Annotated in this window: 11 protein-coding genes; all 11 read right to left on the reverse strand. The window is 69.2% G+C overall.

The features are described from left to right. On the reverse strand, positions 1 to 916 hold a 916-nt coding region (locus tag OXN85_11565), incomplete at its 3' end, for a gamma-glutamyltransferase (protein MCY3600592.1). A gap of 154 nt (positions 917 to 1,070) precedes the next feature. Further along, complete coding sequence (locus OXN85_11570) at positions 1,071 to 2,291, reverse strand: DEAD/DEAH box helicase (protein MCY3600593.1); 1,221 nt, start codon at positions 2,289 to 2,291, stop codon at positions 1,071 to 1,073. Positions 2,292 to 2,501: 210 nt separating this feature from the next. Further along, a complete protein-coding gene (gene lysA / locus OXN85_11575) occupies positions 2,502 to 3,884 on the reverse strand; it encodes a diaminopimelate decarboxylase (protein MCY3600594.1) in 1,383 nt (460 codons plus the stop codon). Next, positions 3,881 to 5,317 carry a C4-dicarboxylate ABC transporter gene (locus OXN85_11580; protein ID MCY3600595.1) on the reverse strand — a complete coding sequence of 479 codons (1,437 nt, stop codon included), beginning with the start codon at positions 5,315 to 5,317 and terminating at the stop codon, positions 3,881 to 3,883. The genes lysA and OXN85_11580 overlap by 4 nt, the downstream gene beginning before the upstream one ends. 58 nt (positions 5,318 to 5,375) lie before the next feature. Next, positions 5,376 to 5,942 carry a DNA-3-methyladenine glycosylase gene (locus OXN85_11585; GenBank protein MCY3600596.1) on the reverse strand — a complete coding sequence of 189 codons (567 nt, stop codon included), beginning with the start codon at positions 5,940 to 5,942 and terminating at the stop codon, positions 5,376 to 5,378. Positions 5,943 to 5,977: 35 nt separating this feature from the next. Further along, a complete protein-coding gene (locus OXN85_11590; GenBank protein MCY3600597.1) occupies positions 5,978 to 8,215 on the reverse strand; it encodes an NYN domain-containing protein in 2,238 nt (745 codons plus the stop codon). A 161-nt stretch (positions 8,216 to 8,376) separates the two neighbouring features. Beyond that, positions 8,377 to 9,969, reverse strand: coding sequence for a class I adenylate-forming enzyme family protein (locus OXN85_11595; protein MCY3600598.1), 1,593 nt, complete (start codon positions 9,967 to 9,969; stop codon positions 8,377 to 8,379). Positions 9,970 to 9,980: 11 nt separating this feature from the next. Beyond that, entirely contained in the window at positions 9,981 to 11,108 is a 1,128-nt protein-coding gene (gene aroB / locus OXN85_11600) for a 3-dehydroquinate synthase (protein MCY3600599.1), read from the reverse strand. After that, a complete protein-coding gene (folK, locus tag OXN85_11605; GenBank protein MCY3600600.1) occupies positions 11,105 to 11,662 on the reverse strand; it encodes a 2-amino-4-hydroxy-6-hydroxymethyldihydropteridine diphosphokinase in 558 nt (185 codons plus the stop codon). The genes aroB and folK overlap by 4 nt, the downstream gene beginning before the upstream one ends. A gap of 22 nt (positions 11,663 to 11,684) precedes the next feature. Next, a complete protein-coding gene (locus tag OXN85_11610; GenBank protein ID MCY3600601.1) occupies positions 11,685 to 11,885 on the reverse strand; it encodes a hypothetical protein in 201 nt (66 codons plus the stop codon). A 214-nt stretch (positions 11,886 to 12,099) separates the two neighbouring features. Then, positions 12,100 to 13,833, reverse strand: coding sequence for a hypothetical protein (locus OXN85_11615; protein MCY3600602.1), 1,734 nt, complete (start codon positions 13,831 to 13,833; stop codon positions 12,100 to 12,102). Positions 13,834 to 13,914: the final 81 nt, after the last annotated feature.

A 13,914-nucleotide genomic window follows, 5' to 3' on the forward strand; every position in this document is an offset into this window, starting at 1 on the left:
GCGCCTGCAGCATGACGGGGCCCTGGACCCAGGTCGTGAGCTTGTAGACGTCGATCCCCTTGTAGTTGGCGGTGACGGGTTCCTCGAGATATACCTGCCAGTTCGCCATGTCCTCCATCGTGATGAGCGCTCCGGCCGCCTGCGCCCCCGCCACGAAGTCCGCCGCGATGTCGCCCCGGTAGAAGGCGTCGTAGGCGGCGTAGATCGCCTCCTTGCGGGTGGCGCCTCCGGCCAGCGCCGCGGCTTCGGCTTCCACGAGCCGCTCGAGCGTCCGCTTGAGGCCGGGCTGCCGGAAGATCTCGCCCTCCCGCGGGCCCGGGTTCTCCGCGTCGTCCGGGTGGGTGAAGTACACATCCATGGACGATGGCCACTGCCGAATCTCGTCCACCGTATTCCGGATGCGGCGCGCCGCGTCCGCTTCGATCGGGTATCCGTCCGCCATCTCGATCGAGGGCTGAAGCACCTCGGCGAGGCTCAGCCGGCCCCATTCGGCGAGCATCGTCATGAGCCCGCCGGGCGTGCCGGGGGTCACGGCCGAGAGAGGACCGAACTCGGGCGGGAAGTTGTCGTGGCCCTCCCCGCGGTAGTGTTCGGGGGTCGCGCCGGTGGGAGCCACGCCGAGCGCATTCACGCCGATCACGCGCTGTTCTCCGGGGTGATAGACGAGCGCCTGCGTCTCCCCTCCCCACGAGAGCACGTCCCACATCGTGGAGGTCGCGGCGAGCATGGCGGCGGCCGCGTCGACGGCGTTCCCACCCTGGTGGAACATGCGCGCCCCGGCGGTGGCGCCGAGCGGCTTGCCGGTGATCGCCATCCAGTGCCGCCCGTGCAGGACCGGCTTGGCGGTGCGCTGGGCTTCGGCGACCATGGGCAGCAGCACCAGCAGCAAGGCCGCCAGCGACACCCGCGGGGCCATGGAGCTGCGGTGGAAACGGGAGCCGAGGCGGGCGACGACAGACGTACCGACGGACATGATGAAAACTCCGCGAAGGAGGAACCGAACGAGCCAACAGCCGAATATGGGCCCAGCCCCGCGCGGAGCGAAAGCCGGGCCGCAGGTCGCCTGGCGTCTAGCGCCGTCGTCGGATTCCGCGTCTCAGTGCGGTGGGCTCGGGGCGCTCGACCTCCGGCTCCTCCGGGGGGGGCGGCTCCACGTCGGGTTCGAAGCCGGGGACGACGCGGCGCTCGATCGTCTCGCCCAGAAGGCGTTCGATGGCGCGGATCTCGACCCAGTCGCTCGCGGCCATGAGCGTGATCGCGTCGCCGGTGTCGTCGCCGCGGGCGGTGCGGCCCACACGGTGCACGTAGTCTCTGGGATCTTCGGGCACGTCGAAGTTCACGACATGGCGGATGCCGCGGATATCCAGACCTCTCGCGGCCACGTTCGTGGCGACGAGGACGCGGATCGAGCCTTCGCGGAAGCGCCGCAGCGCCTTGTCGCGCTGGTCCTGGTGCTTGCCGCCGTGCAGCCCCGCCACCGCGACGTCGTGCGAGCGCAGATAGTCGGCGAGGTAGGTCGCCGTCACCCGCGTCCGCGTGAAGACGAGCACCTGTCCCTCCGGCCACTCGCCGAGCAGGTGGTGAAGGAGTGCGTGCTTCTGCGACCAGTCGACCGGATGGAGGACCTGGCGGATGCCCTCCGCCGCGGTCTCCCGACCCACCTGCACCTCTTCGGGGTCGGTCATCAGCTGATGGGCGAGCCACCGGACGCCATCGGGCATCGTCGCCGAGAAGAGAAGCGTCTGCCGGTCATCGGGCGTGTGACGTACGATCTCCTTCACATCGTCTATGAACCCCATGTCGAGCATGCGGTCGGCTTCGTCGAGCACGAGCACCTCGACGCGGGACAGGTCCGCGTTCCCGCGCTTGATGTGGTCGAGCAACCGGCCCGGTGTGGCGACGAGCACGTCGCACCCGAACGAGAGTTCGGCCCTCTCGGGCCCCAGCGGGGTGCCGCCGTGGACGACGACGGATTCGATGGAAGATGAGGCGCCGTATGCCGTGACCGCCGCTCCCACCTGCTGCGCCAGCTCGCGCGTCGGCGTGATGACGAGGCCCCGCGGGGCGGCGGACTGGTCCGAGGCCGCAAGACGTTGCACGGCGGGGAGGGCGAAGGCCGCCGTCTTGCCGGTGCCCGTGTGGGCGGTGCCGAGAACGTCGTGGCCCGCGAGGATGGCGGGGATCGCCTGGCGCTGGATCCCGGTGGGCTCGACGTAGCCCGCCCTCGCCACCGCCTCGACGAGATCGGGGGAGAGTCCGAGTCGGGCGAAGGGGTGCCCTTCCTCACTCACGTGCGTACAGTCTCATGAGTCGCGGGCCGAGCGGCCGGACCGCCGAACCGGCGGGCGTTTCTTCGAGAGCGGGCAGGATGACGGACTTCGTTTCGCAATGGAATCGGACAGACGCCGGGTCTTCGCCCGACGGAGCATGCGCCGCCACGGTGGGGCGCGGGAAGTCGCTTCGCAAGACGGAGGGCGAGCTGCGGGGTCGATGCCCCGACGTCAACGTGCTCGCGACGGCCGAACTGCGGCGGCGCTGACGCGGGGCTCTGCCACGGACTGCTGGGCGCCCCGGGCCGGCTCCGGGCCGGCGAGCGCAAGGTCGCACGCCAGTAGATCGTCGTCCGTTTCGCGGCGAACCACCTCCCGCGCCGCGCCGTCCCGCACGAACACGACGGCGGGGCGTCCGACCCCGTTGTACCGGCTCGACATCGCGAACACGTAGGCGCCCGTGCCCGGGATGGCGAGGACGTCGCCCACGGCTGTGTCGCCGGGCAGCGTCGCCGCCGTCGCGATCACGTCGCCCGACTCGCAGTGCCTCCCCACGACGCGAAACTTCCGTCGAGCCTCGCCGCGCGGGCGCGACGCGTTGAGCACCTCGTAACTCGCCCCGTACAGCGAGGGGCGCGGGTTGTCCGAGAGCCCCCCGTCCACGGCCACCGCCTCGCCGGCCTCATCGAGGCGCTTGCGCGCGTGAATCGTGTAAAGAGTGAGGCCCGCGTTCGCGATCACCGACCGGCCCGGTTCGACGATGAGCCGGTACGCGCCCAGCCGCGCCTCCGCGTCGGACCGGTCCAGACCCGCCTTCAGCGCCTCGGCGTATTCCCACGGTGAGGGCACGTCTTCGCCGGCGCGGTACGGCGCCGCAAGCCCCCCGCCGAGATCCAGATCGACCGTCTCGGGAAAGCAGCGCCGCAAGGGCGCGACGAAATCCACCGCCGCCTCCGCGATGCGGGAGAAGAGCGCGGGATCCCGAATCTGGCTGCCCGCGTGGATGTGGATGCCGGTCAAGCGCCACCCCCGACTGCCGGCGATCCGGCGCGCGACGGACGCGGCGACGGGAGGCGCCATCCCGAAATGCGTGCCCGGCCCCACGGTCCGCACTTTCTCGTGCGTCTCCGGCGTCAGGTCCACGTTCAGCCGCAGGAGCAGTTCGGGACGATGGTCGGATCCGACCGCGGCGGCAGCTTTCCGCAGGTCATCGACCTCGTCGGGATGGTCGAGCACGATCCGCCCCACCCGGTACTCGATGGCCCGTTCCAACTCGGCGGCCGACTTTGCGTTCCCGTGCAGGATGACGTGGCGCATCGGGAACCCGGCCCGCCGCACGAGTTCGAGTTCCCCGCCTGAGACGACATCCACGAGCCAGCCCTCCCGCGCCAGGAGCCGCACGAGGGCGCCGCACAGGAAGGCCTTGCCGGCGTACGTCAGCCCGGCCTCCGCTCCGAAGGCGGCGCGAAAGCGGGCGAGGCGGTCCTCGACGTGGCTTTCGTCGACGACGACCAGCGGGGTCCCGAATCGGCCGGCGAGTTCCGTCAGGGCAATCCCGCCGACCCGTCCGCACCCGCCAGCCTCCGTCCAGGAGACGGGCAGGACGTGCTTCACATCAGCGCCCCGACGACGGCAAAGCCCGCGGTCGCGATCCCGCCCGCGACGAGCGCATACGGAATCTGCGTGCGGACGTGCTCAATGTGATCGGTGGCCGACGCGAGGGAGGCGATGATCGTGGTATCGCTGATCGGGCTGCAGTGGTCGCCGAAGATGCCGCCCGACAGCACCGCCGCCACGAAGGGCGCGGGCGGCAGGCCGAGGGCGTTTGCGAGCGGTATGGCCACCGCGAGCATGATCGCGAAAGTCCCCCAGCTGCTCCCGGTGGCGAAGGCGATCGCGCCCGTGACGACGAACACCAGCGGCAGCAGCGCCATGAGCGGGAAGGTGTCTCCGACGATGCCCGCCGCGTAGAGACCCGTCCCCAGCGACCGCGTCACGTCCCCGAGCGATAGCGCGAGCCAGAGGACGACCGCCATCCCGGTGAGCGCCCCGGCACCCTTCAGTCCGACCCGGCTCAGGCTCTCCAGATTGAGGGAGCGCTGCGCGAGCGCGAGGACCCAGGCAAGCCCCAGCCCGACGATCACGGCCCACAAGACGCTCGTCGAGCCCGAGCCCTCCCTGATGTCGCCACCGCCCGTGACCCACATGAAGACGGGCATGGAGACGACCATGGCCGCGATCGGGATCAGCATGTTGCGGGGCTTGAGCGCGACGCCCTCGGCCGGCGGCGGCGCGATCTCCTCCGGGTCCGCCAGCGCCACCGCGTGGTCCCAGTGGAGACGTCCGTCCCGCGTGCGCGCCTCGGCCTTCTTCATCGGGCCCCAGTTCCAGCCCCGGAAGGCGGTCAGGCCCGCGAGGATAAGGGCCGCGACGGCGTAGAGGTTGAGCGGAATCGCGACGAGAAAGACGCCGAGCGGGTTCCCCACGCCCTGCTCGGTCAGGATCCCCAGAACCAGCGCGCCCCACGCGTTGAACGGAATCAGGATGCAGACGGGCGCCGAGGTCGAGTCGACGATGTAGGCCAGCTTCTCTCGTGAGATGCGGAAGCGGTCGAAAAGGGGCCGCGACACGGAACCCGCGACGAGGATGGTGAGATTCGATTCGATGAAGACGACGATCCCGATCAGCCAGGCCATGATCTGGGCGCGCCGGGCGTTCGTCACCCAGCGGGCCTCCTCGACCCAGCGCACGAAGCCCCGCATTCCGCCGTTCGCCTCCACCGTGGCGATGAGGGCGCCGATCAGGAAAGTGAAGACGATGACCCGGGCGTTGCCCGCGTCGCCCAACACGCCTATCGCGCCATCGATCGCCCCCGCGGCGCCGGCAGCCGGGTTCCAGCCGGAGAGAATCGTGTGCCCGAGCCAGATGCCGGCCGCCAGGGAGAGGAAGACCTGGCGGGTGTAGATCGCGAGCCCAATGGCCAGCAGGGGGGGAAGAAGCGAGGCGAAGCCGTACGTTCCGACTTCCTGCAGAGCGATTTCGGCCATTCACGTCCTCCCGGCGTTTAGCAGCCCGTGACTCGCCGGTGCGGCCCGCGACGGCGAGTCAGCGCTTCGAGACCCAGCGGCTCCGTCGATCGTAGAACCTGAGGGGTCGGTCTGCCGCGCGCGAGATCCCGATCCGGGTAGTCACCTGTACGGATGCCTCCGGGACCGGCTCTCCCCAATGCAGCGAGAGCGGAGGGTGATCGAGTCTATGCCCCTGCATTTCGGGGCCCACCGCGAGCGCCTGGGCGAGTCGGGCCGGACCGTTCGTGAGTTCGGCGCGGCCGCGGCGGCGGCGCATGACGTCGAGACCCTCGGTGGGCTCGACGGCTCGGAGGAGGACGCCGGCCGGGAAGCCCTCCGGTCCCGTGACCACGTTCAAGAGCCAGTGGATGCCGTAGTTGCGGTGGATGTACGCGGTGCCCGGAGGTCCGAACAGCGGTGCGTTCCGTGCGGTACGACCGATTCGCTCCGCCGCGTGGCAGGCGTCGTCCTCGGGCCCCGTGTAGGCTTCGGTTTCGACGATCCGGCCGACCGTCCGCTCGCCGGCGCAGTCGGAACGTACCGTGCAGCCCAGCAGCGCCCGCGCCACCTCGGCGGCGGGGCGGGAAAGAAAGTCGACGCCGATCGGTCCGGATCCGGGATCCGGACCGGCCGGGTCGTTCAGCCTTCCAGCTCGGCGCGCCGGGCCTCGCGAACCACTCTCGCGCGACCTTCCGAGAGGACCTCGGTCAGGCGCGCCGGCTCGGAGTCGATGACCTCGAATACGCGGTCGCCAAAGTGGTCGACGAGCACCTCCGCGGTCCGCTTCCCGACGCCCGCATAGTTGCGGACCATGTGTCCGACAGGTCCTCCGGCCGGCTTTGCGGCCGGCTGCGCGGTTCCGCGGGTCGACTTGCCGGCCCTTCCACTCTTGCGGGCCGCCGGCTTGTCGCGGGTCGGGACGTCCGCGCGCTTCGAATCCGCCTTCTTCTTCTCCGTGGCGGGCTCCGCATCGGCCACCGGACCGATACGAGGCGCACCCGCCTTCTTCGCCGGATCCGCCGCGGCCGTCCGCCCGCGGGACCCCGACCGGTAGCGCCCCAGCGTTCGCCGGGAAGGCGTCGTCTCGCGGGCGCTCGGCTGGCTCTCTGCGGCTTTCGGCTCGGGCTTCGGCGCCGACGCCGCAGGCTCCCTCTTTGCCGTCGCCTCCTCGCGCCTCGGCTCCGGGCCACGCGGTTCCCGCGCCTTCGGCTGCCCGCGGCGCTCGGCAGTCGGGCCGCCTCGCTGCTCCGGCCGCCGCCGATCCGCCCGGCCTTTCGCGGCCGCTTTCTCACCCCGCGGGCCGGACGGGTCCTTACCGCCGCGGTCGGCCCGAGGCGTCTCCGCCTTCCGCCGCGGAGCCGGCTTCTTTGGCTGACGCGGCGTGTCCGCACTGTCCGCCGGGGACGATGGTGCACGTCGGGGCGCGGATTGGCTCCGGGGCGCGGATTGGCTCCGGGGCGCGGGCTTGCTCCGCGACGCCGGCTTGCTCGGAGACGACGCCTCGGTGCGGGGCGCCGGTTCGCTCGGCGGCGCCGACTCGCCTCGGGCCGCCGGCCCTCGCCGAAAGCGGCCGAGCGTCTTGCGCGCCGCTCTGGCCGCGGCGGACAGCGGAGACCGCCCACCCGCCTCCTCCTGGCTCCCGGCTGGCGCCGACTCGGCCTTGCGTGCAGGGGCGGCCGGTGCGTCCGCCACGGTCAGATAGTGATTGCCGTCTTCATGCCGGGACATCCGGACGATGCCCGCCTCGTGCGCTGCCCGCAGGAACAGGCTGAACTTGCTGAAGCCGAAGCTGCCTTCATCGAAGGCGGCGTCGTACTGCAGGAGCTTCCGCTTCGCCATGGAATCGCGGACCGGAGCGCCGTCGCGCGAGAGTTCGGCTACCGCGCGCCTCAGCGCGTCGTAGGCCCCTTCAACGGCCGCTGCCGGAGAGGTCGTTGTCTTCGCCGACGGCTTTCGGGCCTTCGCGGGCGTGCGCGCTTCCGAGGCTTCCGGGGCGGACGCGCGACCGCGGCCGGAGCCTCCGCGGCGGCCGCGGCGGCCGCGGCTCCTGGCTGGCGCCGTCTCTCCCCTGGAGGATACGGCGTCGGCTGCCGCCGCCGATGCCGACGCCGTGCCGGACGGCAGGCCGATGTCGTATTGGCCGTTTTCCCGCTTCTGCAGCACGATTCGATCGCGCTTGGCCGCCTCGCCCAGAAATCGATTGAACCGGGAGAAACCGGCGGTCTTCTCGTCGAAGCCCGGGTCCATCTCCAGCATCACCTGCTTCAGGCGATCCGAGCGCATGACATCGCCGCGCTCGGCCATGCGCGCCACGGCCCTGCTCGTCAATTCCCACGGATCGTGCTTCTCCGTCTGGATTTCGTCGGCCGATCTGAGCCCGGACAGGCGGTTGTAGCTGTAGTACTCGTCGCAGTTCTGGACGAGGATGTCGGAAGTGGACTCCTGGAGCCCCACGCCGATCACATACTTCCCGTACTCCTTCAGTTTCAGCACGAGGCTCGAAAAGTCGGAGTCGCCCGAGAGGAGGATGAAGGTCCCGATCTCCGGGCGCGTGAACACCAGTTCGAGCGCGTCGATCGCGAGCCGGATATCGGTAGCGTTCTTCTTCGACGACCCGTAGGCGGGCGCGAAGATGAGATCGACCGAGGATTCGGAGAGCGGCACGATATACTGGGGATAGCGTCGCCAGTCGGCGTACGCCCGCTGGACGGCCACCTTGCCGCGAATGATGTCCGAATCGAGGAAGTTTCGGAGTTCCTGTCCCAGGTTGGACCGGATCCCCATGGTCACGTTGTCAAAATCGATGAGAAGCGCCGCGGCGTCTGCCATATCGGCGGAGGGGCGCCGGTGAGGCGCCCGCGTGTACATGTCGTTCATGTCCTCTTGTTCCGTTCGTTGCCGCGAACGGCCCGGTGAGGCCCCTCTGCCTCGCCCCCGGTGGCGGGGGGGATGGTGAGAGGGGTCTACGAACCGCCGTTCGCGTTCTCGCCGGTCCGGTCGCGGGCCGCTTTGCCCGGCGACCGCCGCGGCGATCTGGTCTATTCGGCCTCGGCGCGTACGATGCGGGCCAGGTTCACGCGGCGCGCCTGTACGCTGGAGGCCTCCGGAAGCTCATCCAGAAAGTGAATGAGATCCGGCACTCTGTGCTCTGCCAGAGATTCGTGGCAGAAATCGCGGATTTCGTCGGCCGTGATCAGGGCCCCTTCGGCAGTGATCACGCAGGCACAGACGAGTTCGCCCAGCACGTCGTTGGGGATCCCGAGAACCACCGCTTCTTCCACCGCCGGGTGGGATCGGAGCTGCGCTTCGATTTCTGCGGGGTGGACGCTGTTACCGCCCCGCAGAATCACGTCGCTCAAGCGACCGACGATATGCAGGTAACCCTCGGGGTCGACCATCGCAAGGTCGCCGGTCTTCAGGAAGCCGTCTTCCGTCATGGTTTTTCGGGTCTGGCCAGGTTGACGGAAGTACCCGCGCATCACGTTGAAGCCACGCACGGCGAGTTCGCCCACGGACTCGTTGGGGAGTTCCCCGCCGGCCTCGTCAAGCACCTTGAGTTCGACTCCATCGAGCGGGCGACCCACGGTGTGGGCCCGCTTCGACTCGGGATCCGACCGGGTCGTGATCGAGACCGTGGGGGAGGTCTCTGTGAGGCCGTAGGCGCTCTCGAGTTCGGGGATCAGGCGACGCCGCACCTCGCGCACCAGGGCGTCGCCGACCGGGGCGCCCGCGATGACGCCGGTATGCAGCGAGTCGGGCCGGGGCCCACCCTGTTCCAGCGCCCGCAACAGCATCACGAACATGGTCGGGACGCCGTGAACGACGGTGGCCTCGTGCTCCCGCGCGAGCGCGAGCGCACCGGTTGCGTCGAAGGTCTCCTGCAGCACCAGCGCCCCTCCCGTGCCGAGCGTCGTGAGCAGGGCGATGAGCCCGAAGATGTTCGGCAGCGGGACGATGCAGAGCGTTCGGTCGTCGCCTTCCAATTCCAGCCGGGCAGCCGTCGCGAGAGCCGTCCGCACCAGGTTGTCGTGCGTGAGGACCACTCCCTTCGGGGCCCCCGTAGTCCCGGGCGTGTACAGAATCGCGCAGGGATCCCGGCGCAAGTCCACCTCCGCCGGAGGGACTTCCCGACCGCGGCCGCTCGCGACGAGGTCTTCGAACTGGAAGATCCGGTCGTCGTACCAGAGGTCCTCATCTCCGACCGTCACCACGTACTGAAGGTCGGGCAACCGCGTGAGGAGGTTCTCGAAACGCTGGAGATAGTCCACACCGTTCCAGTTCTCCGCCGTGATCGCGACGGCCGCCTCGGAATTCCGCAACGTGAAGCGCAGCTCGCGCGGCGAACAGTTCGGACCGATGGGCACGAGGACGGCGCCCGCTTCCGCGACCGCGAGGGCGGAGACCACGAATTCGGGCCAGTTGGGGAGCTGGACCGCGACGCGGTCCCCGGGCTCGACCCCCAGGTTGTGAAGCCCCACGGCGAGGGCGCGCGCCTGCGCGGCGACGCGGGAATAGCTCCACGACCCGCCCTCCGCCCATATGCAGGGCGCTTGCGGGCTCAACTCCGCGTGCCGGGTGAAGAGGCCGGCGACGCTGAGCGTGGAGGTCGGTGACGGTTCGGCTGGGATCACTTCCGATAATCTCAACCCCCCGCGGCCGGCCGTAAAGCCGTCGCGAAAGGTTGTCCGAGGTCTTCGTCGCCGAGACCGAAGCTGTGCCGTCCATCCGCGTCGGTGGCCACTTCGCCGAGCCGCGCGAGGAATACGCAGCGGATCCGGTCCAGACGTGCCTTCTTGTCCTTCGACATCGCGTCCCGAATCTCGGTTGGCTCGCGGTCGGTCTCCCAGTCGCCGCCCAGCCCGCACGCTTCCAGCAGCCCGGCGAGCCGTTCCGATGTCCCGCGCTCGGTGATCCCGAGCTGTTCTCCGAGACGCGATTCGACGCGCATGCCCGCGGCGACGGCCTCGCCATGGAGGAGCTTGTAGCCCTCGAGTGCTTCCAGCGCGTGGCCGACAGTGTGTCCGAAATTCAGGATCTCGCGGCGGCCGTGCTCCAGCGGGTCATCGCCGACCACCGCCGCCTTGTGCCGCACGACGCGCTCGATGAGTTCCGACGATGCCTCCGGATCGCCGCTCGACAGCGCCGAAGCCTCGCGCACCATCCAGTCCCAGAGTCTGACATCGAGAATCGCCGCCGTCTTCACGGCCTCCGCCAGCCCGGCGCAGCGCTGGTGCCGCGGCAGCGTTTCCAGCACGGCGGGATCGATGAGCACGGCCGACGGGTGATGGAAAGCCCCGATCAGGTTCTTGCCCGCCTCGGTGTCGACCCCCGTCTTCCCTCCCACGGAACTGTCCAGCATGGCCAGAAGCGTGGTGGGAATCTGGATGACGGGAACGCCGCGCATGTACGTGGCCGCGACGAAACCGGCCAGATCGCCCGCAACCCCGCCTCCGAGCGCGACGACGGCCGAATCGCGGCCGAACCGCGCGTGAAGCATGCGATCGCTCAGCACGGCCCACTGCTCCCGGCTCTTGTTCCACTCGCCCGCCGGAAACGGCAACAGGTCGGCGGCGAGACCGGCATCCTCCAGGCAGGAGACGACCCCGGCACCATAGAGCCGCGCGACCTGCGAATCCGCGATCACTGCGTATCGGTGCGCCGGCGCGTACGCCCGGCAGACCGACGCCGCGTCGCGGAGCAGGCCCGGTTCGATGTGAATCGGGTAGCCCCCATCTCCAGCGGCCCTGACCTCCAGAGTCCTGCGGCTCATGAGCCCCCATCGGAAGCGTCCGTTAAGCGTAGCTTCGTGACGGCGACACCCTCCGGGTCGACAGCATCCGCCAACTCGGCGATCGAGCGCCCGAGCGCGGGATGTCGCCAGGCGCCGGCGATTTCCGCGAGCGGCAGGAGAACGAAGGCTCGCTCCGCGAGCGCGCCGTGCGGAATCGCGAGGTGCGGCATCTCGATCACTTCGTTCGCGTACAGAAGGATATCGAGATCGAGGGGGCGAGGGGAGAACCTCGGCGCCTTCAGGTCGCGACCCGCCCGCGACTCGAGGTCCTTGAGCGAGACGAGCAGCGCGCGGGGCCCGAGACGGGTCCGGCCGACGCAGCAGGCATTCAGGTAGGCGGGTTGGTCCAGACCGTATGCTGGCGCGGTCTCATAGACCCTCGAGAACCGGGGCTCGACCAGCCCCGCCTTCGCCAAACGCCGCGCGGCGGCGCGCAGATGGTCGATGCGAGAGCCCAGATTCGAGCCCATCCCGAGGGCCACGGCCCGCAGCGCGGAGTCACTGCCGGAAGATGGACGGCCGAGCCCCGTCAAGGCGCGCCGGACGTCCGGAGTGCTAGCGACTCTCCGGAAGGGTCGGGACGATGCTGTTCCCCGGGTTCGTGATACCCGGCTCATCGAGCGTGGTGTCTTCCGTCGAATCGACGGACGGAACCGTGGGCCCGACGTTGAGGTCCAAACACCCGGTCACGGAAGCGCCGGCCAAACCGATCAGGACCGCGCATGTCGCCAGGAAGTGCGTGGCTCTCAGTCTCATGTATGCCTCTGTACTCTTGCTCGAAACCATATCTACCACCGGAAGCTAGTGCGGCGGGCGACCGCCACACAACGAGGAAACGTCCGAAGTCCCCCGTTTCTGACACATCGGGTCCCGGATGCGCGGAGGCCACCGGGACGAACCCGGTGGCCTCCGCCGCCAACCCGAAGGCGCCCGCAGGCACCCCCGCGCGAAATCCTCCGCAGAGGAAGTGCTAACGAACGACGAGATCGGCGTTTGCCGCTCGACTCTCGGCCGCGAGACTCCTCTGCAGACGCTCCAGCGAGAACGCCGCACGCTGCAGCGCAGCGTCGAGACTGCCCGGCACGATCGATGGCGGTATGGGGTTGCCGGCCGAACTCGCCTCTCCCCCGCCGAACGTGTAGATGTCGCGCTGCAGGACCTCAAGATCCGCTGCCGGGATCGGCAATTGCAACGCACTCCCCGCCGGCATGATGTCGTTACGACGCCCATGCCAGAATTCGAGTCCGCCGAACACGTTGAACACATTCTCGAAGTGCTCGAACCACATCGCATCGCGCAGGTTGCCGCAGCGCCCCTGCACATCGTACCGCTTGCGGGGCGTACACTCGCCGTTCGCGTTCGACGGCACCGCGTCGGTAGGGTTCGACGGCGCCGGAGGCAGTCCGGCCTCCATGCGCGTCTTGTTAACGATATCCGCCGCGGCTCCGAAGTTGCCCATGCGGTAGTGCGCCTCGGCGACGTAGGCGTCCATCTCCTGGTGCGTCATGGACTCCATCTCTCCGAACTCACACCGGCTGCAACTCAGCGTGTAGTCGTCGTAGCGCGAGTCGCCGTAGTGCGACTGCCGGTACGTCCCGCGCTCCGGCCGGAAGATGATTGTGGCGTTGTACCGGTGGCGTGGACCGTACGAGGCCGCCGAGGGACTCACGGGCTCCCCGAGCGTACCGTGCTCGTTGACCGCCGGGAACCGCTTGTCGTCCCCGAAGGTCATCTCGCGCGCCGTCCGCTGTTCCGTGGGGAACGTCAGCCAGTCCTGGTACTGGCCGCTCTGGTCCGCCAGGCCGACCCAGTCCATGTGCATGCGGTGCCAGGTCCGGTTCTCCTGCATGAAGATCTTGATGCCGCTCCACCACGGCGTTCCGGACGAACGGTCCTCGCCTATGGCGACGAGTTCGCGAATGCCGTTCTCGGCGTCCGAGATGACCTTGCCCCAGTTCACGCCCGCAGCCTCGGCATCCGTCCGCGGAAGGTTCGCCGCGCAGCGCGCCTTCCAGCTTACCAGGTAGTCGGCGAACTGGTTGTTGTCCCACGCATTCCCGTTGATCCAGGTGTCCGGGAGCGTGAACGAGGAAGAGCGGGCGGCCGCCTCCGCCTCATCCAGCTTGCTCACGGCGTACTGGTAGACGGCGTTGTAGTCGACCGTGTCCAACTCACCGGCGAGATCCACCGTTTCGTCGACGATGAACGCCTGATCGTACCAAAGAGCGAGCAGGCAGTTCAGAATGGCCTGACTGGCCATCGCGAACGTCCGGGCGCGCGTGTTCCGCTCGCCGCCGGGTCCGATCTCAAGACCCTCGTCGATGGCCCGGATCCCGTCGGAGGCCGCCGAGATACCGCCGTAGGCGTCACCCCAGTTCGCCTCGAAGATGTACGAGGGGCTGTACGCCGCCGAGTTCGGCAGCGGTTCGCGGGGCTCACGGCCGAGGTCGTTCATCCCCATGTTGCCCCACGTCGCGGTGTGGCGGCTCGACATGTGGTTGAAGGCGAAGTTCGCGTTGTTCCAGTAGTGCCCGATTTCCCAGACCTTGAGGTAGGAGCTCGCGATGAGCGTCTCCACATCGTCCGGGCCCGCCAGGGCTCGCGCCCGGTCCGGCTCGTTCGGGTTGCTGACCTGCAGGTCGCACCCCGTAAAGCCGACCGTCAGCGCCAGCGCGATGGCAGGCAGCGTCAGCTTCCTATTCATGACCCCTCCATTACTCAAGTCCATGTCCGTCCGACCTCCGTTCCCCGAGGGGCATCAGAAGACGAGTTCCGCCGAGAAGGT

The sequence above is a fragment of the Candidatus Palauibacter australiensis genome (genome assembly GCA_026705295.1).
GTDB classification, from domain to species: Bacteria; Gemmatimonadota; Gemmatimonadetes; order Palauibacterales; family Palauibacteraceae; genus Palauibacter; species Palauibacter australiensis.

What these genes read in the sequence shown, in the direction of transcription:
- OXN85_11580 (MCY3600595.1), bottom strand. Translation starts at nt 5,317, where the DNA reads ATGGCCGAAATCGCTCTGCAGGAAGTCGGAACGTACGGCTTCGCCTCG.
- OXN85_11590 (MCY3600597.1), bottom strand. Translation starts at nt 8,215, where the DNA reads ATGAACGACATGTACACGCGGGCGCCTCACCGGCGCCCCTCCGCCGAT.
- aroB (MCY3600599.1), bottom strand. Translation starts at nt 11,108, where the DNA reads ATGAGCCGCAGGACTCTGGAGGTCAGGGCCGCTGGAGATGGGGGCTAC.
- OXN85_11610 (MCY3600601.1), bottom strand. Translation starts at nt 11,885, where the DNA reads ATGAGACTGAGAGCCACGCACTTCCTGGCGACATGCGCGGTCCTGATC.
- OXN85_11615 (MCY3600602.1), bottom strand. Translation starts at nt 13,833, where the DNA reads ATGAATAGGAAGCTGACGCTGCCTGCCATCGCGCTGGCGCTGACGGTC.